This is a genomic window from Neomegalonema sp. (assembly GCF_028688855.1).
Lineage (GTDB): Bacteria > Pseudomonadota > Alphaproteobacteria > Rhodobacterales > Rhodobacteraceae > Neomegalonema.
The window spans coordinates 14080-34088 of the sequence record NZ_JAQTXI010000020.1; the positions used below are offsets into that span (position 1 = coordinate 14080).

General features: G+C 39.3%; 29 protein-coding genes. All 29 read left to right on the forward strand.

Going from position 1 to position 20009, the window contains the following annotated elements; all coding sequences use genetic code 11:
- The first annotated feature begins 194 nt into the window (after positions 1–194).
- The 29 genes from PHN62_RS13780 to PHN62_RS13920 all read left to right on the forward strand — a co-directional run bounded on the left by PHN62_RS13780 (position 195) and on the right by PHN62_RS13920 (position 20007).
- Positions 195–446, forward strand: a complete 252-nt coding sequence (locus PHN62_RS13780) for a hypothetical protein (RefSeq protein ID WP_300151623.1) — start codon at positions 195–197, stop codon at positions 444–446.
- Entirely contained in the window at positions 436–1407 is a 972-nt protein-coding gene (locus PHN62_RS13785) for a radical SAM protein (protein ID WP_300151625.1), read from the forward strand. Before PHN62_RS13780 ends, PHN62_RS13785 begins: the two co-directional genes overlap by 11 nt.
- Positions 1408–2116: 709 nt before the next feature.
- On the forward strand, positions 2117–2698 hold the full coding sequence (locus PHN62_RS13790) for a DUF4406 domain-containing protein (RefSeq protein ID WP_300151627.1): 582 nt from the start codon (positions 2117–2119) through the stop codon (positions 2696–2698).
- A complete protein-coding gene (locus PHN62_RS13795; RefSeq protein ID WP_300151629.1) occupies positions 2695–3063 on the forward strand; it encodes a hypothetical protein in 369 nt (122 codons plus the stop codon). Before PHN62_RS13790 ends, PHN62_RS13795 begins: the two co-directional genes overlap by 4 nt.
- An 81-nt stretch (positions 3064–3144) precedes the next feature.
- A complete protein-coding gene (locus PHN62_RS13800) occupies positions 3145–3942 on the forward strand; it encodes a hypothetical protein (RefSeq protein WP_300151630.1) in 798 nt (265 codons plus the stop codon).
- A 248-nt stretch (positions 3943–4190) separates the two neighbouring features.
- Positions 4191–4733: a glycosyl hydrolase 108 family protein gene (locus PHN62_RS13805; RefSeq protein ID WP_300151631.1), complete on the forward strand. Its 543-nt coding sequence runs from the start codon at positions 4191–4193 to the stop codon at positions 4731–4733.
- Positions 4723–5100 (forward strand): hypothetical protein, encoded by a 378-nt coding sequence (locus PHN62_RS13810; RefSeq protein ID WP_300151632.1) that lies wholly within the window; start codon positions 4723–4725, stop codon positions 5098–5100. Before PHN62_RS13805 ends, PHN62_RS13810 begins: the two co-directional genes overlap by 11 nt.
- Before the next feature lies 1 nt (position 5101).
- Positions 5102–5314, forward strand: a complete 213-nt coding sequence (locus PHN62_RS13815; RefSeq protein ID WP_300151633.1) for a hypothetical protein — start codon at positions 5102–5104, stop codon at positions 5312–5314.
- A gap of 333 nt (positions 5315–5647) precedes the next feature.
- Positions 5648–5932: a hypothetical protein gene (locus tag PHN62_RS13820; protein WP_300151634.1), complete on the forward strand. Its 285-nt coding sequence runs from the start codon at positions 5648–5650 to the stop codon at positions 5930–5932.
- Positions 5929–6222 carry a hypothetical protein gene (locus PHN62_RS13825; protein ID WP_300151635.1) on the forward strand — a complete coding sequence of 98 codons (294 nt, stop codon included), beginning with the start codon at positions 5929–5931 and terminating at the stop codon, positions 6220–6222. The genes PHN62_RS13820 and PHN62_RS13825 overlap by 4 nt, the downstream gene beginning before the upstream one ends.
- Entirely contained in the window at positions 6219–7112 is an 894-nt protein-coding gene (locus PHN62_RS13830) for an RNA ligase family protein (RefSeq protein ID WP_300151636.1), read from the forward strand. Before PHN62_RS13825 ends, PHN62_RS13830 begins: the two co-directional genes overlap by 4 nt.
- 437 nt (positions 7113–7549) lie before the next feature.
- Positions 7550–7780, forward strand: a complete 231-nt coding sequence (locus tag PHN62_RS13835; RefSeq protein WP_300151637.1) for a hypothetical protein — start codon at positions 7550–7552, stop codon at positions 7778–7780.
- A 598-nt stretch (positions 7781–8378) separates the two neighbouring features.
- Positions 8379–8723, forward strand: a complete 345-nt coding sequence (locus tag PHN62_RS13840; protein WP_300151638.1) for a hypothetical protein — start codon at positions 8379–8381, stop codon at positions 8721–8723.
- Between the two features lie 47 nt (positions 8724–8770).
- The gene (locus PHN62_RS13845; protein WP_300151639.1) at positions 8771–9169 is read left to right on the forward strand and encodes a hypothetical protein; all 399 of its coding nucleotides are present in this window, start codon (positions 8771–8773) and stop codon (positions 9167–9169) included.
- Positions 9159–10535, forward strand: a complete 1377-nt coding sequence (locus tag PHN62_RS13850; protein ID WP_300151640.1) for a terminase family protein — start codon at positions 9159–9161, stop codon at positions 10533–10535. The genes PHN62_RS13845 and PHN62_RS13850 overlap by 11 nt, the downstream gene beginning before the upstream one ends.
- Before the next feature lie 224 nt (positions 10536–10759).
- Positions 10760–11002, forward strand: a complete 243-nt coding sequence (locus tag PHN62_RS13855) for a hypothetical protein (RefSeq protein WP_300151641.1) — start codon at positions 10760–10762, stop codon at positions 11000–11002.
- The gene (locus PHN62_RS13860; protein WP_300151642.1) at positions 10987–11322 is read left to right on the forward strand and encodes a hypothetical protein; all 336 of its coding nucleotides are present in this window, start codon (positions 10987–10989) and stop codon (positions 11320–11322) included. The genes PHN62_RS13855 and PHN62_RS13860 overlap by 16 nt, the downstream gene beginning before the upstream one ends.
- Positions 11319–11693, forward strand: coding sequence for a hypothetical protein (locus PHN62_RS13865; RefSeq protein ID WP_300151643.1), 375 nt, complete (start codon positions 11319–11321; stop codon positions 11691–11693). Before PHN62_RS13860 ends, PHN62_RS13865 begins: the two co-directional genes overlap by 4 nt.
- 2 nt (positions 11694–11695) lie before the next feature.
- Positions 11696–12004 (forward strand): hypothetical protein, encoded by a 309-nt coding sequence (locus tag PHN62_RS13870; RefSeq protein ID WP_300151644.1) that lies wholly within the window; start codon positions 11696–11698, stop codon positions 12002–12004.
- A gap of 229 nt (positions 12005–12233) precedes the next feature.
- On the forward strand, positions 12234–12458 hold the full coding sequence (locus PHN62_RS13875; RefSeq protein WP_300151645.1) for a DUF551 domain-containing protein: 225 nt from the start codon (positions 12234–12236) through the stop codon (positions 12456–12458).
- The gene (locus PHN62_RS13880; protein WP_300151646.1) at positions 12455–12766 is read left to right on the forward strand and encodes a hypothetical protein; all 312 of its coding nucleotides are present in this window, start codon (positions 12455–12457) and stop codon (positions 12764–12766) included. Before PHN62_RS13875 ends, PHN62_RS13880 begins: the two co-directional genes overlap by 4 nt.
- Before the next feature lie 92 nt (positions 12767–12858).
- Positions 12859–13164, forward strand: a complete 306-nt coding sequence (locus PHN62_RS13885; RefSeq protein WP_300151647.1) for a hypothetical protein — start codon at positions 12859–12861, stop codon at positions 13162–13164.
- 212 nt (positions 13165–13376) lie between these two features.
- A complete protein-coding gene (locus tag PHN62_RS13890) occupies positions 13377–14711 on the forward strand; it encodes a hypothetical protein (protein ID WP_300151648.1) in 1335 nt (444 codons plus the stop codon).
- A 139-nt stretch (positions 14712–14850) separates the two neighbouring features.
- The gene (locus PHN62_RS13895; protein WP_300151697.1) at positions 14851–16353 is read left to right on the forward strand and encodes a Hint domain-containing protein; all 1503 of its coding nucleotides are present in this window, start codon (positions 14851–14853) and stop codon (positions 16351–16353) included.
- A 404-nt stretch (positions 16354–16757) separates the two neighbouring features.
- Positions 16758–17024 carry a hypothetical protein gene (locus PHN62_RS13900; protein ID WP_300151649.1) on the forward strand — a complete coding sequence of 89 codons (267 nt, stop codon included), beginning with the start codon at positions 16758–16760 and terminating at the stop codon, positions 17022–17024.
- Between the two features lie 6 nt (positions 17025–17030).
- A complete protein-coding gene (locus PHN62_RS13905) occupies positions 17031–17660 on the forward strand; it encodes a class I SAM-dependent methyltransferase (RefSeq protein ID WP_300151650.1) in 630 nt (209 codons plus the stop codon).
- A 93-nt stretch (positions 17661–17753) separates the two neighbouring features.
- Entirely contained in the window at positions 17754–18026 is a 273-nt protein-coding gene (locus PHN62_RS13910; protein ID WP_300151651.1) for a hypothetical protein, read from the forward strand.
- Positions 18023–18499, forward strand: coding sequence for a hypothetical protein (locus PHN62_RS13915; protein WP_300151652.1), 477 nt, complete (start codon positions 18023–18025; stop codon positions 18497–18499). The genes PHN62_RS13910 and PHN62_RS13915 overlap by 4 nt, the downstream gene beginning before the upstream one ends.
- Entirely contained in the window at positions 18499–20007 is a 1509-nt protein-coding gene (locus PHN62_RS13920) for a hypothetical protein (RefSeq protein WP_300151654.1), read from the forward strand. Before PHN62_RS13915 ends, PHN62_RS13920 begins: the two co-directional genes overlap by 1 nt.
- Positions 20008–20009: the final 2 nt, after the last annotated feature.

Below are 20009 nucleotides of genomic sequence, written 5' to 3' on the forward strand. Positions count from 1 at the left end.
ATAAAATTTCCGGTAGTGGTTTTCCTTGCGGGGTCAATAGCGGGATCAATTAATATTGTTTTTATGATAACAGACAAAAGAAAACCCAAGGAAATTTTAAGGGAAAACATGACCCAGATTGTTATAATTATCATTTGTATAATGCTAATATTATTAAAAGATGTATTGCAATGATGGACTTACCGAGATTGCCAATGGATTATTTTGATTGGCTAACATGGCTCAACGGTTCTACTGTTTGGGAAAAGTTGGGCGTTTCCCCAAGGGAGATTTCGATTATAGAAGACAAACATACACTGAGGAAGTATGCGGTTGGATTCATTGAGAGCGAAAAAATATCATGCAGAACAAAAAACAATGAATTTGCTGTCATGTTTTTAATTGATGGGAATTTTGGATGGACTCATTTGAGAAAAAGAGAATTCGAGGCGGTCTATGGAACTTGACAAAATCGGATTTTATACTCTTTCAGACGAAAGAGTTAAAAATGTTTCCGAAGCATCCCCAATGATGCGCTGCGAAATGATATTAACCAATAGATGCAATTTTAGGTGTCCTTATTGTCGGGGGCTTTGGGGTGATGCAAATAGGCATTTGCGATGGGATGAAATTAAAACCGGCCTTGCTTTTTGGGTGCGGGACGGATTGCAAAACGTAAGATTTTCCGGAGGCGAGCCTACGGCACACGAAAACCTGTGCGATGCTGTAAGATTTTGCAGAGACAATGGAGCAAAAAGGATAGCCATATCTTCGAATGGTTCCGCAGATCAGAAGATATATGATGGTTTGTTGGACGCTGGGGCCAATGATTTTTCTGTTTCCCTTGATGCCTGTTGTTCTGCGGATGGTGATATTATGACGGGCGTTCGCGGGGCATTTGATAAAATAATAGAAAACATAACATACCTATCGCAGAAATGTTATACAACCGTTGGCATTGTGATAACGGAGGACAATATCGCCCGGACACGCGAAACAATACTTTTTGCTCACCATTTAGGGGTGTCGGACATAAGGATAATTCCCGCAGCACAGTATGGCAAAAAGAACAGTTTAGATATTTTAGATATACCAAATTCAGTATCAAGACGACATCCCATATTGAGATATAGAATAAACAGATTAAAGTTGGGATTGCCAGTTAGGGGAATATCTATTTCCGATTGTCATACGTGCTATCTTACAATGGACGATTCCGTTATTGCCGGAGGATACCATTATCCATGTATTATATATATGAGAGAACGCGGGGATGCTATCGGAAAAGTAGGCGAATACATGAGAGAGGAAAGAATTGAATGGTTAAAAAAGCACAACACCTATGCTGACCCGATTTGCAGAAATAACTGTCTTGATGTTTGCGTTGATTATAATAATAGGGTTTTTTACCTAAGGGGCACAATATGACATATTACGTAGACTATCAAAAAGACAAAGTATCAAAAACCGAGACAGCCACGTACCATTCAAGGTCTAAAAACGGCGATATAATTTTCGTGAAGGATTTCAACGGAAAAACAAGGCAGCTGAAACGATCCCAAATAATCAGGGTTTATGATTCTGAGACCAAGAAATTCATTAAAATATGAGGTCTATATGAAATCAGGCGAACATTTCGACCATACCATTAACGACATGAACCAAATAAAAGAGCTTGAGAAAACAGGACTGTCTAAAACTGAAATAGTCCGAACATTAAACATGAAAGACCAACGATTCAGGAAATTGAGAAGGCTTATAAAATCCGAAATGAACCCAAAGGGAAAAGCTACTATCATTGACAAGGATTTTGAAAAGCCTCCGTGTGGATTAAACATGACCAAATGTTATACCCCATGTTATCAAGGGCGAAGGGGGAACTGTCCGGTATATACACCTAAATTATTTAATTCATAAAAAAGACTTGATTGTTTCGAGAGGATTTTTATATTATGAGTATGGAAGAAAAGAGAAAAAGAACGGAGGAAAAATGAACAGATATTTACCTGCAATTATTTGCATATTGTCTGCTACGCTCAATATCCCCGGTATGCTTGCGGACAAATGGTTTTCGAGTGCTGCGTTTTGTTTTTGTATGCTTTGCGCTTGCGGTTGTTTGATGTTTGGCAGGGATTAAATGGACAAAAGGGACATTATATTTTTTATATCCGGCCCGTATTCATTAGACCCGGACAAGTATATTTACAAGGCTGAAGCCGAAGCTGCTTGGTTTTTAGAGCAGGGTTTTTCAGTTATCGTTCCGCATAAGTTATACGCCAACATGGAGAACACAACAGACATAGATTATCAGGTTTTCTTGGATTCCTGCAAAACGTTGGTTTCAAGAAGTGACGCAATGTATATGATGGAAGATTGGAAACTTTCCAAGGGAGCGAATGAAGAGCTTGAACGGGCGCAAAAGTTAGGAAAATTAGTATTTGATAATAAGGATGAAGTTTTAAAATATGATTGGGATGAACATCTAAACGATACTCAGATTATTTGGGGATCATGCATTGAGGCATTTTCTTTAATGGCGAAACACGGGAAAGAAGCCCATCAAAGAAACGAATGGATGACCCAAACGCCCACGACGCACCTTAAACATTTACTTCATCATCTATCTCATTCGTTTGATTTCGATATAGACAAAAGCGGATTTAATCACATGATACACGTTATCTGTAGGGCCGCCATGATAAAGGAGCTAAGCAAATGAATACAACATCTAATGATGTATGGAAAGTTTCCGTTTTTGTTTTGTGTGTTGCTGTCGTGTTTTTATTTGCTATCGGCATTTCGGTTGAAAAGAAAAACAATTCAGAACATCAAAAAATAGCAGAAATTCTAAAACAGTTAGATCAAAGATTGACCGTGTTGGAATGTAACCATAGCTGGACTTACAAAAAAGAATGTGTAAGCAATATGTATACGCTTAGCATGGTTCCGGTGTTTGGGTATTTCAAGGAATGTGATCTATGTGGTAAAGTAGAATATGTGGAACGTGACGAATATTGCAAAAATATTATATTCGAAAAGGAAAAAGAAATTGAAAACCTTAAATTTGAATGTGAAATAAATTAAGGAATTGAGCAAGTAATGGAATGCGGTGGAATTGCATATATTAGTTATGGTTCCAGAACTGATACGATAAGGATTTGGAACTTGTCTGATTTTCATGTAGGTTCCGCGGCTTGTGCCGAAGAAAAGCTAAGCGAGGATATAAATATAATCAAGGATGATCCATTTTCGTTTTGGTTTGGCGGTGGGGATTATGTAGACTTGATTTCTCCAAGTGATAAGAGATGGGATGCAACAACAGTATCTAACAAATTCACAATTAAGGATTTAGGGAATTTGGGCGATGCACAAATAAGATACGTAGCCAAGATTTTAGAACCAATAAAGCATAAATGTCTTGGCTTGCTAATGGGAAACCACGAAAAAGAATACATGAAACACAAAGAGCAGGAGCATTTGCAGGTTTGGTTATGCAAAGAATTGAATACAATCAATCTTGGATATTGCGCTTTTATGGATGTCATGTTTACCAGAAATCCAAAAACAAAAGGTGCTGTTTTATCAGACAAGAGTGAAGCAAGGGGATTTACGCGACTCAGGAAAAGATTTTTTCTTCATCACGGGGCTGGATGTGCGAATACCGAGGGCGGGAAAATGAGTAGGTTAATTCAGTTCATGTTGCGTTTTTCGAAAGCCGATGTTTACATGATTTCACATCTTCATGACGAAACAGGGAAAAGAATTTCAACCATAGATGCCAATGAACGTTGCGATAAAATTATTGATTTTGAAAAAGTAGGGGTTATAAGCGGGGGATATTTAAAGACGTATCAACAGGGCATGACTTCTTATGGTGAAGTCAAGGGGTATGCCCCGACAGTATTGGGTGCGGCTTGCGTAACAATTAAACCAGACAGAAACGAAGTCAGGGCTGTTGTATAAAAGAATATTCAAGGGGATTATAAGATAATTAAAATAATCGGGAACTTTTTTTAAATTGGGGAGTTAACAAGTCATGCATGGTTATGTCAAACAGGAACGATCCCGCCAAGATCGCGGAGAAATCCGGCAATAGAAGCTCCGGCCCAGCGGTTAGGGCAGTTGACGCCTTTGGCAAGGTTGGATAGGCTACCGCGGGGATGCCGAGTCCGCAAAAAGGAACCGCAGCCATGCTTTTTTAAGAGGACAAGATGGACGAACAAGCTAAAAGAGTAATCGACATAATCATTGACAATGAAGTCATTCACAAGGATGGACGCATAATAAGTTACGTAAACGACAAAGACGACCCCGGAGGTGAGACAAACTGGGGCATAAGCAAAAGACAATATCCGAATTTAATTATTGACAAGTTAACTCGACAGGACGCAGAGGATATATATTTTGCGGATTATTACTCAAAGCTAAGATGTCAACTAATGGATTTCAATGTCGCCCTGTCTATATGTGATTTTGGAGTAAATGCCGGAATAGAGACATCGGCGAGAGCATTGCAATTAGTTATTAATCGTTTAGGGAATTTTAATCTTGTTCTCGATGGGAAAATTGGTTCCAAGACAATCGAGGCCATTAAGACAATAAAAAACATAGGCACAACAAATTATATGTTGCTCATGTTCACTGATTTCAAAAAAAGATTTTACAAGTCTATTCGCGTTGGCAGAAAGTATAAATATCTTATAACTGATTTAAATAGAACCGATAAAATACAGGACATGATAGATGCAACCTAAATATGAACTCCCCAAAAGAAGGTATACCAAGCCTTCAATGCCCTTACCAGTTGATAGAATCGAACCCGTAAAGATTGAGCCTGATAAAATTTCCTGGATAGATAAACTTTGGATGAAATTTGATAACTGGAAAAGGAATACTGGTTTACTTATGGCGGGAGCGGGTTATATAGTAACTATTTTTCACCCGGCAGGATGGGGCTTTGTGATTATCGGTGGATTTATTTCTGGGATAGGTTTGATACATGACCTTTACAAAAAACAGGGAAAGGATGTGAACTGGAACGAAATATTTTCAAAAGAGAATATAATCGAGATATTGAAGAAACTGTTTGAATTTATCGTAAAACTACTTAAAAGGAAATAACATGAATCCTGTTCTGAAATCTTTGCTTATGAGGGGCTTGCGTGGTTTGGTTGCCGCCGCCCTGGGTTCCGTGGTTGCTTTTTTGACCGGCAATCTTGCGGAAATCGTTAGTGTTCTTGGAGTTCCCGTTTCTGTAGCGGGAGTTATCACGGCTGCCGTTGCTGCTGGTCTGTTGGTTTTGGACAAGTGGGTAAGGGACTTCCAAGGTAAGTAAGCCCTGACAATAACAAAGGGGCGGGTCTTGATAAGTCAAGCCCGCCTCTGGGCTATAAATCAAGGAGAATTAAAATGTTCAAGAGAACAAAGAGAATCGAAGAAAAGCTGCAAGACGTTGATGCACGATTAAGTATGATAATCGGGATATTACATGAATTTGAAAGAAAACTTGGTCTCGACCTCATGGAAGCTACATATTGTCAGACGAAGGATGAATTAAAATCTGTCAAGGACATACAGAAAAGTTTTGCAAAAATCAGGGACACGGCAAACAAGGTGCGTTTTCATAAGGACATAATCACATAGATAACTTTTAATTAGGAGAAATAAGATGGTTACGAAATTCGAAGACATGCACGCCGGAGGATTCCAGAGAGGGCCCGCCGATACTATTTACATTAACGGCGACTTGGACGCTGCGCTTTATCTTTTTAAGGAACGATTAGGAATTGATCCGGTTAAACTGAATGAAACCGAAGAAGGGGGATGCTCTGCTCCGTTTTACATTACCGTTCATGAATCTCTTGAAAAAGCAAGCGAGTTTGAAAGAACCGTAAACGGGAAACAGATTTCACTTGACGAGTACAAAAAGAAGCCGGGGGTTATGTTTATATGAGAATCGCAAAATCTCATTGGGCATCGAAAAACGGTACTTTATTGGTTTATGACAAGATAGAGCATTTTCTTTGTGGTTTTATTCTGTTCGTTATCCTCTGGTGCAAGTGGGACACTATCCCGGCGTTGCTTGGGGTTATCTTTGTAGGTTTTATGTGGGAAATTAAAGACGGTTTCATGCCGTGGGAGAAATACGGATTTTGGGGCGGCGAAGGTTTTTGTTGGAAGGATTTAGTTTCTACTGTAGCGGGAGCGTTGTTAGGGGTATTGATTGACGCGGTGTTAAAATGACCGACTTTCCTAAATATATGCATATTGAAAGACTCGGAACCGATGAAGTCGAAGGGATAGAACTCGGTACGTGCTACATTTTCCCGAAGATAGACGGAACACAAGGAGTCGTTTGGTATCAGGACGGAATTTTGCATTGTGGGAGCAGACAACGGGAACTGGTAGGGGAGTTAGATAATCAGGGATTTAAGGCATACATAGAACAGAAAAATAACATATTTGAAACGGCAAGGAATTATCCAAATGATTTGGTTTTCTACGGTGAATACCTTATTCCCCATTCATTAAAGACATATCGAAAAGACGCATGGGGCAAGTTTTACATATTTGATATATTCAGCCTAACGGAACAGAAGTATGTAGTTTACGAAAAGCTAAAAGAGATTTGTGAACTATTCGAAGTTGATTATATACCCTGTCAGGCGATAATTGAAAATCCATCACTTGAGCAGTTACAAGATCAAATTCAAAAGAACGTATTTCTAATCGAAGAAGGAAAGGGAATCGGCGAAGGGATAGCAATAAAAAATTACAAGTTTGTAAACAAGTTTGGACGTATAACATGGGCGAAGATAGTAACTAATGAGTTTAAGGAAAAGCATTGGCGGGCTATGGGGCCGACCGAGATTAAGGGTGAGAAGCAGATTGAGCAAGAGATAGTCAAAAAGTATTGTACTGATGAATTTATTCAAAAGACCTATGCAAGAGTAAGTCAGGACGGATGGAATAGCCGGAAAATACCAATGTTGTTAGGTGTAATTTGGCATGACTTCATAAATGAGGAAATCTGGCAGGTTTTAAAAGACTATAAGAATCCAGCAATAGACTTCAAGAAGATGAACGTTTATTTAATCCATAAGATCAAGGATGTTTTGCCGAATGTGTTTTAGCTTAAGCGGGCGACATAGGCTTTTGCGGCTGAGCCTCCCTACCAGTGAAATCAACCGCATTACATACAAGCATCACAGCAAGCGCGGGATTATGGCCCACGCTGGAAACAAATTAAGGACTAATAATATATGAAGAGAAGCAAGAAAAAAGCAATATATCAAATGTCAAGAGCCATGTATAGGGCTTTAAAGTTTACAGACAGAACACAACAAACCGAAATTATAGCTTATATTACAGAAGCATTCAGGCTTAACAAGGAAATTATTGGAATATCTATTCTGGAATAACATGGAATCTATTCAAGAACAAATCCAGGCAGTCATAACTAAAATAGTGGAAATAGACGTTATCCCCAATGAGAAAAAGATAGTTTGTACCATAGAATTAAATTCAAGACAATTAAGAAGATTGGCAGATTTATTGGAGGAAATTGAAGATGAATAAAAAAAACCAAAAAGACATAAGAGAAATAATGAATATTTTGGTTGACGTGGGGATATGTAGAAGATTGGCTTGCGGATGTTGTTATACGACAGTATATTTCAAGGATGACATTGCCGCGAATAGTAAAAAAATTGATGCACTAATAGATTATTTAGGATTAGAATACAAAGAAGAAACAACTCAACCAGCGAGGATTGAAAAGAAAAAGAATGGCAAAAAGTAAGTTCCTTGAACGAATCAGATATTACTTTTATGTGGATATACCAAGTGATGTATTCTTTGAGTTTCATAAATTATTTCTAACTAATAAAGAATTAAAAAGGTTTCAAAGTAAATAGATGGAAAACAGAAGCTATAAATATCTAATCGCAAGATTTCCAGTAAAGCAAGGTGAACTGATTTACGAAAAGAACGGAAAGCATTCTAAATACGGATATTGTATAGGAGAAGCTACCCAAAGGACAGATAAAGGTTATGTAATTGTAGTTAAGAGTTTAGAGACAACATAATGCAAAGCAGAAGAAATTTTTTCGGGTCACTGTTTGGGATTGCGGCTATTCCTTTAGTTGTGAAAACGATTAAGAGTACGGAAAAGAATGTAAATGTACGTTTTGCAGACAGAGACGGTGAAGTTTTACCGAATGATAAAGTATATAATTTACCGTACGAATTAAAGATGTTCGCAGATCAAGTAAGTAAGCATGAGATACGGGAATTAGTAGAAATAATTAATGAGTCTGGTTATAGTATGGGAGAGTTAATATCTACCAATACATTGAAAAATATCCACAGGCTAAAGAGATAAATAAGGAGAAACCAAGATGGAAGATGCTGAAATTAGAATCGAAGCCGCAAAGATAGCAAGGGATATTGTTTTGCATTGTAAGCTGTCGGAAACTAAATTTATTGAATGGTGTACGATAGTTCACGGTTTTATGAAGGGTCAATTTCAGGGACAAGGGAAGGAAAGCCAATACGATGAAACGGAGCTGGTTGACGGAAAAATAATGGGATTGGTTCATGATGTATTTTGTTTGGGTATAGATTATCAAACGCAATTAGAGGATGACAGGGTTACGCTTAATGGTAGAGACAAAATAATGACTGATTATGCAGTAAAAAGAGAAAAGATACTTACCGAAATACACAAAGCAATAAAGAGATAATTTTTTTGTCTAAATACATTACAAAAAGGTAAACATGGGTTAAGGATATGGCGAAGAGTGACGATACTGAAATTGAAATGCGTGTAAATGAAATAGTTAGCTTGATTATACAGGGTGAACCAAAAAGAAATATTGTTCAAGGTTGTTCACAAAAATGGAATGTAAGCGAACGACAAATATATACCTATTACTCAAGGGCAAATGAGTATTTTAAAGAGTGTGCAAAGTTAGATAGAGATACGGAACTTGGCAAGGCTTATAATCAATACGTTGATTTATATAAGATGGCAAAGGATAAAAAGGATTATAACGGAGCAAGGCAGATATTGAAGGATTTGCTTGAAACGTTTGGGTATAAAGTAAATAGGACGGAACTAACAGGCAAAGACGGAACTCCCTTAATCAAGCAAGTCATTAAATTCGGCGATAAAGAAATTGAGTTCTAACAAAGAAGTAATATTTGAGGCTACCAAGAAACAGGCTGAATTTATAGAGGCTGTGTTTAGCGGTAAATATAAATACCTTTTATTCGGGGGAGCCATAAGAAGCGGAAAGACTTTTACTGGATTGGGAATAATCTTTATTCTTTCGAGGATGTTTCCCGGCAGTAGGTGGGCGGTGGTTAGAAGGGATTTGCCAGTATTGAGACAGAACGTATATCCTACTTATAACAAGATCAAGCCTGACTTTGCGGGTGAAATGAACCAAAGCACCTGGACTTCCAGATGCAAGAACGGTTCTGAGATTATATTCTTTCCGGAGTCATACGATAAAGACAAGGATTTAAACCGATTCAGGGGATTAGAGGTAAACGGGTTTCTTCTTGAGGAAGCTAATGAACTACAAGAGGTTACGTTTTACAAATGTATCGAGAGAGCAGGAGCGTGGCAGATCAAGAAGGGCGAACAGCCGCCGCCGTTAATAATTATGACCTGCAATCCTTCGGATAATTGGGTTAAGAGAATATTCTACGATAACTACATTAAGGACATGCTAAAAGAACCATATTATTTTTTGCCAGCGACTATATTAGATAATCCGCATATCACAGAGGACTATAAGGAAAGTTTAAAGAGTTTGCCGCCGAGAGAATATAAGCGATTCGTAGAAGGCGATTGGACACTCTCGGAAGACCCGGATCAGCTAATACCGTATAATTGGGTCAAGGACGCAATAGATAGAGAGCCGGGAACAGCCAAAGGACACAAGAGAAAACTTGGCGTTGACGTAGCCAGGTTCGGGGATGATGAAACTGTTTTGGCTTCGGCCTTTGGGTGGAACTTGGACTTACTCGAAGGACATCACGGGTTAAGTATTGATAAAGTAGCTTCATTAGTGACTAACAAGATTAACGAAATGCCGGTGGACGCGGATCAAGTCAGGGTAGATTCTGTAGGTATGGGTGGGGGCGTAGTGGATATGCTTCGTAAAGAGGGGTATAACGTAAGGGAAATCATTTCCGGTGCAAAGGCAAAGGTTACAGATTCGAAATATAAGTTTAAGAATTTAAGAAGTCAAATGTGGTGGAATGTCAGGGAACAGTTAAGGGAAGGGAATATATCTTTACAGGTAAGCAATCCGAAATTGATTGAAGACTTAACGGCTGTTAAATATAAGATGAACGCGGATAAAATGATTGAGATAGAGTCAAAGGATGACATTAAAAAGAGAATTGGAAGGTCTACAGACTATGGGGATGCGGTGGTTTACACTTATGCGGAAATGGACTCAGGGAACTATTCAAATCTTTTCGGATCGGGTCAGGCAAGGGATTTGTTTAGTATAACCGAATATAAGCGAGAGAAGTATTAACGAGAGAAGGGAGAATGATATGTTTGTAATATTTGCGTATTTTATCATTGGTTTGTGGTTTAGCTATTGGTATCTCAAGGGTAGCAGTTTAGTTATCAAGAAAAACGGCAAAGAATACACGGACAGCTTGATTTTCTTGTTGGCTTATTTGTTTTCGATTATGTTTTGGCCCTGCATTATTTATTTTGCTTTCAAGTATGGGGATAAGCGAGAGAGGACATAAGATGTTTTTCGAAGATGGAGAAAATAAGGTTATCAAGGTTGAAGGGAATATAATGTACGTTGAGGGCGAACCTGTTGCACCGGCGGGTCAAGAATATACAAGATATATGCGTATGGGGCCGGGTAATTGGTATGAGGAAATGGGTAGTAGTTGGGAGGAAACAAGTTCGCTTGCCGAAGACGCTGCTCTTGAAAAGGAATTTCAGGAAAACAAAAGGAAACGGAGAGCATGGCGATGGATTTAGTATTTTGCGAAACCTGCGAGTATTACAAAGACATGATTAAAGAGAAACCGCAAGTGATCCCTAAGCCTTCAGCTAAAGACGTTAAGAAAAAGAAACCGTTCCATTACAAATGGGAACACAGGACATACGAGTATGAATACTACGAACAAGATCGTGGCTTTGCGGTAGCTCATTACTGCACACTAAACAAAACACAAGAGATGACAACAGAGAATAATCCTATTAGACAGATCAACGTATATAAGTTTAAAGTAAATGATCCAATGGTTAAAAACAGAAATAACGATTGCAAAGACTACAAGAAAAGAGGCGAAGCATGACAATGTATTACATTTCGGAAGCCGTTCAATGGCTGGTCTTAATCATGATTCTTGTGTATTGCTATAAGCGAACCGAACAAGTCGAATCCTGGCAAGACAGCTTCTATGTTAGTAAATTCGACTATTTGCCGTTCATTAGAATGGTTAAAGACGAATTGTTCAAATATGGAAATGATATCGGCAAGATTAGGGCTATGCTACCTAAAGACAGAACGGAAGCAATAAACAGGCTTGAAAAGGATTTGAGTGCATTGGTCAATAGTCAAAATACCTTAGTTAATACTATTCACAAGCTGGCTGAAACGCTTGGATATAAGGCCAAGTTTCCATCTTTGAACGTGCCTGAATTTATAAGAACAAAGAAAAGGTAATTATGAAGCGGGTTAAAATATTAGGCTATTGGTACGAGATCAATGAGGAGTTGGCTTCTGATATTATCGAAGCGGAAGGCAAGGTTGATACTTACGCCCATGTGATATATTTAGCCAAAGACTTGTGTAATGAGGAAAGAATGTCAGCCTTGTTTCATGAAATATTAGAGGTAGTTAATAAATCATTCGAATTAGAACTAACTCATAATAAAATAACCACACTTGAAACGGCTTTGTATCAGATATTTTTAGATAATGATTTCATAACTTGCAAGGATGGGATAGAGATAAGACAGGAGAGAAAAAGATGACATCAGTAAAATGGGAAGACGGAAAACCTAATATATATTTGGAGAATTGGCTTTGCCCCTCTTGTAATTCGAGGCCGGATGCGGGGATGAAGACTTACAAGGATTGGAAATGTTATTGCTTGTATTGCGGCGAAGAACTTAACTTCCCAGAATATTGGTATCAAAATCCCATGCCAGCATTGACACCCGAAGAACTCAAGAAATTAATAATAGACCAAGAGGTAGTGATATGAAAAAGAATAACGGTTGGATTTCAGTAAAGGATAGGTTGCCGGAAAGCCCAGGGGATTATTTGGTTTTCCAGAAAGACGACGGGTTTGGAATTGTCTGTTATTATCCCGATGATAAAAAATGGGGGATTAGTAAATACAACCCCGAGGTTATGTATGTAGTTGTCAGTGATTTGTACGTTACCCATTGGCAGCCACTACCAGAACCGCCGGAGGATAAATGAGTGGGCGTAAAGTCGTTATGAATGGTGCGGGCATAATAATAGAACAGCCCATAATAGACCCGCCAGTATCTGAAAATATATCAATAGATTTCGATAATCCCGAAAGGTCTATTTATCAACTTTCCACTGGCGATTATATAGACCTGTCTTTAATTGCAAGCATAGGGGCAGCTAATGAATTTCCAGAAACGGGCTTATTCCAGATTCCGGTAATATTACTCCATTCTTACGAACCGCTTTACATATCAGGCCCAAAAGAAGTCTTCCAAGAGTTAGTTGACGCATGGAAAAGATATAAGGGGGAATAAATGTGGTATGTTTGGGCGTTTGTGGTAGGTATGGCTGTAGGTGCGGTTTTAATGGAACACTGTTACGAAGACGATGAATGGGGAATAAAACGATGAACGCCTCCCCGGTAGCCTGTTGGTTCCTCGAAGACGACAAAAAGAAGTTTATCCGTTTTCAGCGAATGGACGAATCACGAGCGGTTAAGTGGTACGTTGTCGAAGATGTAGGCATTCCAGGAATAAGCGACATTAGTTATTTATACGTTCCCGGCGAAGATATTATAAAGAGTTTGGAACAGCTTTTAAATGCGGCTATATTAGTTCAAAAGAATAAGATCATGGAAGACCTACAAAGGCAGACCATGCAGTTGATAAGTACATTCGGCAAGATGAAAGAGAAAAAAAATGAACCCATTTAAAAAAAACGGGAACTTTTTGATATTATGGTCGTTTAATATCGGAGATAAGGAATATAAGGGAAATATTATTTATAAAACTCAATCAATTAAAAACGAACAGGACTTGCTAATACTTGAAAGTCATTTAAAGAGAGTCATTTCAGAACAAAGAAAAGACATAACAATTCCCAACAGTGTCTTAATCGAAAACATTACTAAACTGGAATGATTCTATGCAGATAGTAAACTCAAGCGATTTTTTTAGAATTTCTTCAAGGATGCCAAAGACAGGCGAACCCGTTCCACCACAGACAAGGGAGGGATCAAGTGACGCGGTACTTGCTGCGTTTAATGAATATGCTCCCCTTAAAGATAATTTAGACTTATTCAGGGTATTGAGGGAGTCAATTCCTTTTATTGATTCGGCGATACTGATTCGTAAGTTACTACTTGGTAAGTTTCAAATCGAGACCTACGGGAAAGAAGGACTAAAGGCGCACATTGAGGATTTTATAGACAACGTACAAGTTAATTGGTTCAATAAAGGATTGTGGTCGTTTATAGGAGAGCTTCACGACGCAACAGATGAATCAGGCTATAGCGTGGGAGAGTATGTACCCTTAAAGACCATGAACGGGATTCACAGATTAAAGACTTGCAGAAGCACAGATTTTATCTTTGCGGAAAAAGAGGGCAAGCTGGTTTTGTGTACTTATAAAAACGGAACCTTCAATGCCATTCCTTTACCTAATATGGATTTGATATATTACTTAGCGTATGATACACGACAGGGACATCCTCAAGGTAAATCTTTACTTTATTCTATGGTAACACATGGACAGGTTTATTTGAGGTGGTTAAAGAGTTTCGAAAACTATACCATGAGATTCGGAGACCCCACAATAGCGGTAAGTATTGAGCCGCCCGAAGGGACAAGCCCGAAAGAAGTAACTCATTTGAGGGATTCCATATTTACGCAATTACAGAACGTTTTCCAATTAAGAAGACAGGGCAAGACAGGCGATCTTGGCGGTGGAATACCGGGGGGCAAGGTTAGTTTTTCTACTCTCGGAGCGGATGCTGAACTTAAAGAACAGACCTTTTCAATCAGAACCATTTTAGAAAATATAGTCGCCAAGACAGGCATCCCGCCTTATATGTTAGGGATTAGTTGGGCGTCTACTGAAAGAATGTCCCAAATGCAAGCGGACAAGATAGTATCTAATATTAACAATCAAAGATTAAGTTTAGAGCCTATATTGAGACGGATTATAGATACCTATTTAGTAATGACCCGACAGCAAGGCCAGAAATGGGATTTAGTCTGGGAAGACGTTTTACTTTTAGATGAGGTTGAAGTAGCAAAGGCTTTTCTGTTTAACGAACAAGCCAGAGAAAAACAGATCATGAACATAGCTTTACAAATAGGCTATGGATGGATGACAGAAGAAGAGGCGAGGGACTATTTACGGGAAATGAAGATATTGAAGTCCGATCCTCCGGCTGGCTGGTTCAGGGAATTTAAAGGCAGGCAGTACGTAAAAGAAATGGCGAAAAATCTTTTATGAAAGACATGATTAAATTCATAAAATATTTCGTTCCCGAATTTTTCAGGTTTCTATATATATCCATCAGGTACTATAAGAACCCGAAAGATGTAATGTCTTTATGGTTCTGGTTTGTGAAAGAGAATAAGCCGTGGAGAATATGACTTTTAGAAAACTATCCATAGCAAAGGGCTTGACTGTTCCCGATTCGTGCGGATGTGTAATCTGCAAGGGCACAAGGGAACCCGCTCAAGAGTTAAGGCTTGCATCTTTACCTGCTCAATGGCCGGAAATGCGGAAACTCGAAAAAGAGTTTTTTAACGCCTTAATGATGGAAGTCACCGAACACGAAAAAGAAATCTTGAGAGTTTTAAAACTTCCAACTATAGATACTGTAAGGGAATATTATCTAACTGATAAAGAGGATGAAAGTAAGCCGTTCGAATACAGTCAAACAATGACCGCACTATTGGCAAGGGTATTTTTTAAATGGCGAGAAGATATACTTGGAACTAAGAGTGCCAAAGTGGTCGCCGAATCGGAAGCGGTGTTTCCGTTTTATATGTTGGACGCTTTCAGTATGGGGTATGATAAGAATTTCGACAAGCTGCTTGATGCTTTACCAGACTATGTAGACCCGGATGAATTTGAGAAGAAAAAGAAACGGGTGATCAATCTAAATAATAAATATCTAATGAATGCCGTTAAAGCCGGTGGGTTAAGGATTAAAACAGAGTTAGGCAAGGAACATCTAAAAGACATTATCGCAGAACTAAAGGACATGGCAAAGAACGGCACTGGATCAATGACAGTAGCCAGAAAAATACACAATAGAGTCGGAGAGGGCAAGGCATGGTATTGGAACAGAATAGCACGAAGTGAAGCGGCCCTTGCAGCGGATGCGGCTTTCAGCGCATTAGTCAAAGAGTACCAAGTCCCTTATGAGAGATGGGAGGCTTCTGCTACTCCGGGATGTGATGTTTGCGCTTATTTGGACGGGCAAGTATTTCAGGCAGATTCTGGGCCAAAACCTGTCGAATCAAGTCACCCGCACAGCGTTGAAGGTGATTGTTTAGTATATACTTATGAAGGATGGCGACCGATCAAGGAAATTTTGGTCGGTGATCTTGTTTATACCCATAATGGGAATTTCAAAAAAGTAACCGAGTTACATAGACATACGGAATTTTATCAAAAGATGATTGAATTATATTTGCCGGATCACGGGTATAAACTAAGACTTTCAGACAATCACCCAGTGAGCGCAATAAAAAAAGATAGCAAGATTAAAGAATGGATTCCGGCTGGCGATATTGATATATTTGACACTGTTGAAATTTTATTGGGGAGTAAACTTAATAATGATTTACATTTCATGGGTCATGTAATTGTTAACATAAGAAAATACATGGAAACAACTATTGACTTATACAATCTTGCAGTTGAAGATGACGAAAGTTATATCGCTCAAGGTTTTGTTGTTCATAACTGCCGCTGTCTGCGTGTTCCGGTCTATGTAACCGATCAACCAATACAAGATTCATGGAACAAGACCAGACCCGAAAGTCCATACGATAGACCATATAGCGAGGAGGAGCTTGAACTAATGAGGTTGGGGTTACCACCCACAGAGGAGAATTTAAGACTAATTACTGTTCAATGAAATATTTTAAGAATTTTAAAAAAATCGGGAACTTTTTTCATTATTCGGAGTTAATATAAAAAAAGGGGTATATAATGCCTGGTATAATTTGCAAAAATTGCGGAAGTGAATTAGAGATCAGCAAGTACGATTTTTGGAATAAGAGATTTCCGAAGATTTGTCCTTGCTGCAAACAAGACCCGATGGTTGAAAAGAAAAAGTCAGGGGAGGTATCAGAAGTTGGACAGACGACCGATGATCCCGAAAAGAAGGTATTCAAGGCCGAAGGTTTTGAGGGAAAGAAAAGAAAAAAACCCGATTACTACGCTTTTAAAGGATAAATGGGAAACAGACCCGACCGTTGAATTTGTTTTTAAAGAGGACGATGACGGGCATAAATACTTTGATTACGAATAGGAGAGAAAATGGAAAACAAAAAAATTGAAATTTCGAAAGTCTGTATAAAGATTGCAGGGAAGGAACTAAGCTTAACGATTGAACAGGCAAAAGAATTGCAGGATATTTTAAATAAAACATTCGGGCAAAGCACTACGACATGGGTAACGTATCCGGTATATTATCCAAGTTATCCATACATTAAACAGGTTTATCCGAATTGGACAATAACATATCCTGAATACGTATGCGGAGACAATACATCAAATACAACGCTATGCCTTTCGGGAAACTGAGGTCAAATGGATTTACGTGAACGGGCCGAATGGGTTTTAAAGAACTTTACCTGGAATCCTCAAGGCGGGAATGATCCCTTTTGGATGAAGACAGAACAAAGAGGGCCGTGCCAAGTAAAGAGTACCGGAGAATTAGATATTATATTAGACTGCATAGACCGATGTCCGAAAGACTTTCAGGGATGGATTGTAGAAATAGGCACAGGCAAAGGCGGGACGGCTGCACTCATGGCTGCCAAGGCAGTCTTTCACGGCGGGTTACAAGTCATAACCATGTCGCCAGACTTAAAGCCAGAAATAGACATTGAGCTTGAAGGACTGAAAGAAGTTGTAAATTACTATAACGTAAAGTCGGAACCGTTTTACGAAGAGTTCAAAAAGATAATCGGGGATGAAAAGATTTGGTTTTTATACGTTGACGGCGAACATACCGAACAGGGAGCAAACAAGGATTTGAACCTTTACTATCCTCATGTAGCAGAGGGCGGGTATATACTTTGTCATGACATGACAATGCAGAGAGTAAGGAACGGCGTTGAGAAGTTCATGAATGAACACCCGGAATTTAAAAGAATCATTACAAAGCATCCGATTCAGGGGCTTTATAAGAGATATTCGCCTTTAAAGAACATTTAGGATGTCTTGAGATATTTTTTTATCCTAAAACATTATTAAATAATTATTAATGAGATGCTAATAAACAAATGACTAATATAAATGGAAACATATATGACGGAAAACGGGGAAAAGTCAGGGTTATGGAAAGTATTACTGATAACCGTTTCGGTGATACTTGGATTAGTCGCTGCTTTATGGGGGATAGCAATGGGGCAGATAGGCACACTTCAGAGGGACGCAGTGAGGCGGGAAGAATTAGTAAGGGCTGTTTCAATGCAGCTTGTGGAACACAAGGCAGCGCAAGAAGTGATTAACAAAATGAGAGACAAGCAAATTGACGAATTAAAGGAAATGATCAAGGAAAACGATAAGGAAACCAAATGAAAAAGATTCTAATGTTTATTTTAACTGTTGCATTTTTTGCACAGGTTCACGCCCAGAGATATATGCATCAAGATTCTGTTTCTGTTGGTACTCCATACTCAGATTACAAGCGGGCGGGCGTGGCTATTATGGGCCGGGCTGAATCAAGCCTGTTTAGGATCGCTTTAATGGACTCTTCGGGTGTGCTTTATTTCGCAGAGGCCGTTTACGATTCCATGACTTACGACACAACTAATGCAAGCACGACCTGGGACACTTTAGCTTTTACTAAGAAGTACGAATTTTTCAACGTCTTTTGTGATGATGTTAACAAGCCTTTTCTGGTTTCATTTGGAGCGGACACGACCCATAAAGTTAGGGTAGCAGCGGGCGGGATTTTACCGATGTCTGTAGTGACCGATACCGTAACTGTTAGGCTTGAAAGCGGAACCTCGGTAATTACAGTAGACGCATATAATCGCAAGAGGTATTAATGAAAAAGATTCTTTTTCTAATATTGGCGTTTTCTACTTTATACGCTCAAAAAATGCAAAGGGTGATGATCCCAAAAGATTCATCTTTTGCTAAAATTTACGCCGATACCTTAGCACCTTTAGACAGTACAACTATCTTTGCGGAACATCTAACACTTGATACCTTAATCGTTCAAAAATACATTCACAATCAAGAAGTAAGCCTATACGATTCAACTTCATGGTTTGCGGATGATGGAGATACGGTAAAGATTGATCCTTCGAAAGCCGGGAATGTTTTAGAATACGAAGATGATAATGTAACTGTTTTTGCGGTGGATTCTACGGGCGATGTGACTATTGGAGCAACCTCCGCAGGCGCAAATCTGACAGTCAACGCAACAAACGAGTCCAACATCGCCCCCGCTCTGACAGACGGCGACTGGACACTCGGCGCAGGCTGGGAGTCCCCCATTGCTGGTGGGGTTCTAAATAAGAACGCAGACGGCGTTGGAACGGCTGTGCCCAATCCGGCCTTGACGATCACCATGGGAGCCACGTATCGAGTTACTATCACAACTGGAACTGTTGGGGTGGCAAGTGGTGCAACCTATACCCTCGGCGGGTCGTCCGGATCTGCCCTGAGTGCGGCATCCACGACCTATGTTGATGACATCACGACAACCACAACTGCCAATCTTATCATAACGCCCACTCCCACAGGGACACGGTTCACCATTACTGCAATCACTGTTCAAAAGCTGACAGATGCAACTGGTGATTTGACTGTTCAAGGGAATCTAAAACTGTCAAGCCCGATACAGAATGCAAAAGGGACGGATGCGATCTATATTGGTCCTGATGGATATATTGGAATTGCGAATAAAAATCCGACCTATCCGTTGCAGGTAACTGGATTTATTGGGGTATCAGGTGGAATTATCACAAATAGCTATGCCGGATGGAACATATCTGGTATGAATTTCTATTGTACTGGTACGAACTATGGAAATCTTTTATATTCCGCCAACGCCTGGTATCTCGACAACTCTTCCTGGAGAATAGGAAACCCCACGCCTGAAAATAGTGATGACTGGACGCTGAATATTTCCAGTGACGCAGACGCAGGAGCCGGAACGACAGCGGAACATTTCAGGATTAACTTGGCAGCGAATGCCACACCTGCTTTAGCAAAATGGGGATTTACTTCAACGCAAAGCTCTGGATATGATTTTGATAAAAGTGTGAATACTTTCAAAGACACTTCTTTGGTTAATGACAGCTACGGATTTACGTCTTCCAATATTACTGCTTATTCGGATGGACTTGAAATTAAATTCAAGGCAGGTGTAGCCAATACCGGAGCGTGTACTTTACAGATTAACGCGCTCGGAGCAAAGGGTTTGAAGTCTTTACATGATCAAGACCCTCAAGACAATTATATCGAAGTTGGATCATGGGTGGTTTGTATTTATGACACCGTAGGGACTGATTATTTCCAGATAGTTTCGCCGGATGCCAATCCATAGAG

Coding starts and splice junctions, on each gene's coding strand:
- PHN62_RS13815 (WP_300151633.1), top strand. CDS start 5,102: ATGAATCCTGTTCTGAAATCTTTGCTTATGAGGGGCTTGCGTGGTTTG.
- PHN62_RS13880 (WP_300151646.1), top strand. CDS start 12,455: ATGAGTGGGCGTAAAGTCGTTATGAATGGTGCGGGCATAATAATAGAA.
- PHN62_RS13835 (WP_300151637.1), top strand. CDS start 7,550: ATGAATAAAAAAAACCAAAAAGACATAAGAGAAATAATGAATATTTTG.
- PHN62_RS13885 (WP_300151647.1), top strand. CDS start 12,859: ATGAACGCCTCCCCGGTAGCCTGTTGGTTCCTCGAAGACGACAAAAAG.
- PHN62_RS13840 (WP_300151638.1), top strand. CDS start 8,379: ATGGAAGATGCTGAAATTAGAATCGAAGCCGCAAAGATAGCAAGGGAT.
- PHN62_RS13860 (WP_300151642.1), top strand. CDS start 10,987: ATGGCGATGGATTTAGTATTTTGCGAAACCTGCGAGTATTACAAAGAC.
- PHN62_RS13905 (WP_300151650.1), top strand. CDS start 17,031: ATGGATTTACGTGAACGGGCCGAATGGGTTTTAAAGAACTTTACCTGG.
- PHN62_RS13915 (WP_300151652.1), top strand. CDS start 18,023: ATGAAAAAGATTCTAATGTTTATTTTAACTGTTGCATTTTTTGCACAG.
- PHN62_RS13890 (WP_300151648.1), top strand. CDS start 13,377: ATGCAGATAGTAAACTCAAGCGATTTTTTTAGAATTTCTTCAAGGATG.
- PHN62_RS13830 (WP_300151636.1), top strand. CDS start 6,219: ATGACCGACTTTCCTAAATATATGCATATTGAAAGACTCGGAACCGAT.
- PHN62_RS13845 (WP_300151639.1), top strand. CDS start 8,771: ATGGCGAAGAGTGACGATACTGAAATTGAAATGCGTGTAAATGAAATA.
- PHN62_RS13865 (WP_300151643.1), top strand. CDS start 11,319: ATGACAATGTATTACATTTCGGAAGCCGTTCAATGGCTGGTCTTAATC.
- PHN62_RS13785 (WP_300151625.1), top strand. CDS start 436: ATGGAACTTGACAAAATCGGATTTTATACTCTTTCAGACGAAAGAGTT.
- PHN62_RS13820 (WP_300151634.1), top strand. CDS start 5,648: ATGGTTACGAAATTCGAAGACATGCACGCCGGAGGATTCCAGAGAGGG.
- PHN62_RS13790 (WP_300151627.1), top strand. CDS start 2,117: ATGGACAAAAGGGACATTATATTTTTTATATCCGGCCCGTATTCATTA.
- PHN62_RS13825 (WP_300151635.1), top strand. CDS start 5,929: ATGAGAATCGCAAAATCTCATTGGGCATCGAAAAACGGTACTTTATTG.
- PHN62_RS13875 (WP_300151645.1), top strand. CDS start 12,234: ATGAAAAAGAATAACGGTTGGATTTCAGTAAAGGATAGGTTGCCGGAA.
- PHN62_RS13795 (WP_300151629.1), top strand. CDS start 2,695: ATGAATACAACATCTAATGATGTATGGAAAGTTTCCGTTTTTGTTTTG.
- PHN62_RS13900 (WP_300151649.1), top strand. CDS start 16,758: ATGGAAAACAAAAAAATTGAAATTTCGAAAGTCTGTATAAAGATTGCA.
- PHN62_RS13910 (WP_300151651.1), top strand. CDS start 17,754: ATGACGGAAAACGGGGAAAAGTCAGGGTTATGGAAAGTATTACTGATA.
- PHN62_RS13855 (WP_300151641.1), top strand. CDS start 10,760: ATGTTTTTCGAAGATGGAGAAAATAAGGTTATCAAGGTTGAAGGGAAT.
- PHN62_RS13810 (WP_300151632.1), top strand. CDS start 4,723: ATGCAACCTAAATATGAACTCCCCAAAAGAAGGTATACCAAGCCTTCA.
- PHN62_RS13805 (WP_300151631.1), top strand. CDS start 4,191: ATGGACGAACAAGCTAAAAGAGTAATCGACATAATCATTGACAATGAA.
- PHN62_RS13920 (WP_300151654.1), top strand. CDS start 18,499: ATGAAAAAGATTCTTTTTCTAATATTGGCGTTTTCTACTTTATACGCT.
- PHN62_RS13780 (WP_300151623.1), top strand. CDS start 195: ATGGATTATTTTGATTGGCTAACATGGCTCAACGGTTCTACTGTTTGG.
- PHN62_RS13895 (WP_300151697.1), top strand. CDS start 14,851: ATGACTTTTAGAAAACTATCCATAGCAAAGGGCTTGACTGTTCCCGAT.
- PHN62_RS13870 (WP_300151644.1), top strand. CDS start 11,696: ATGAAGCGGGTTAAAATATTAGGCTATTGGTACGAGATCAATGAGGAG.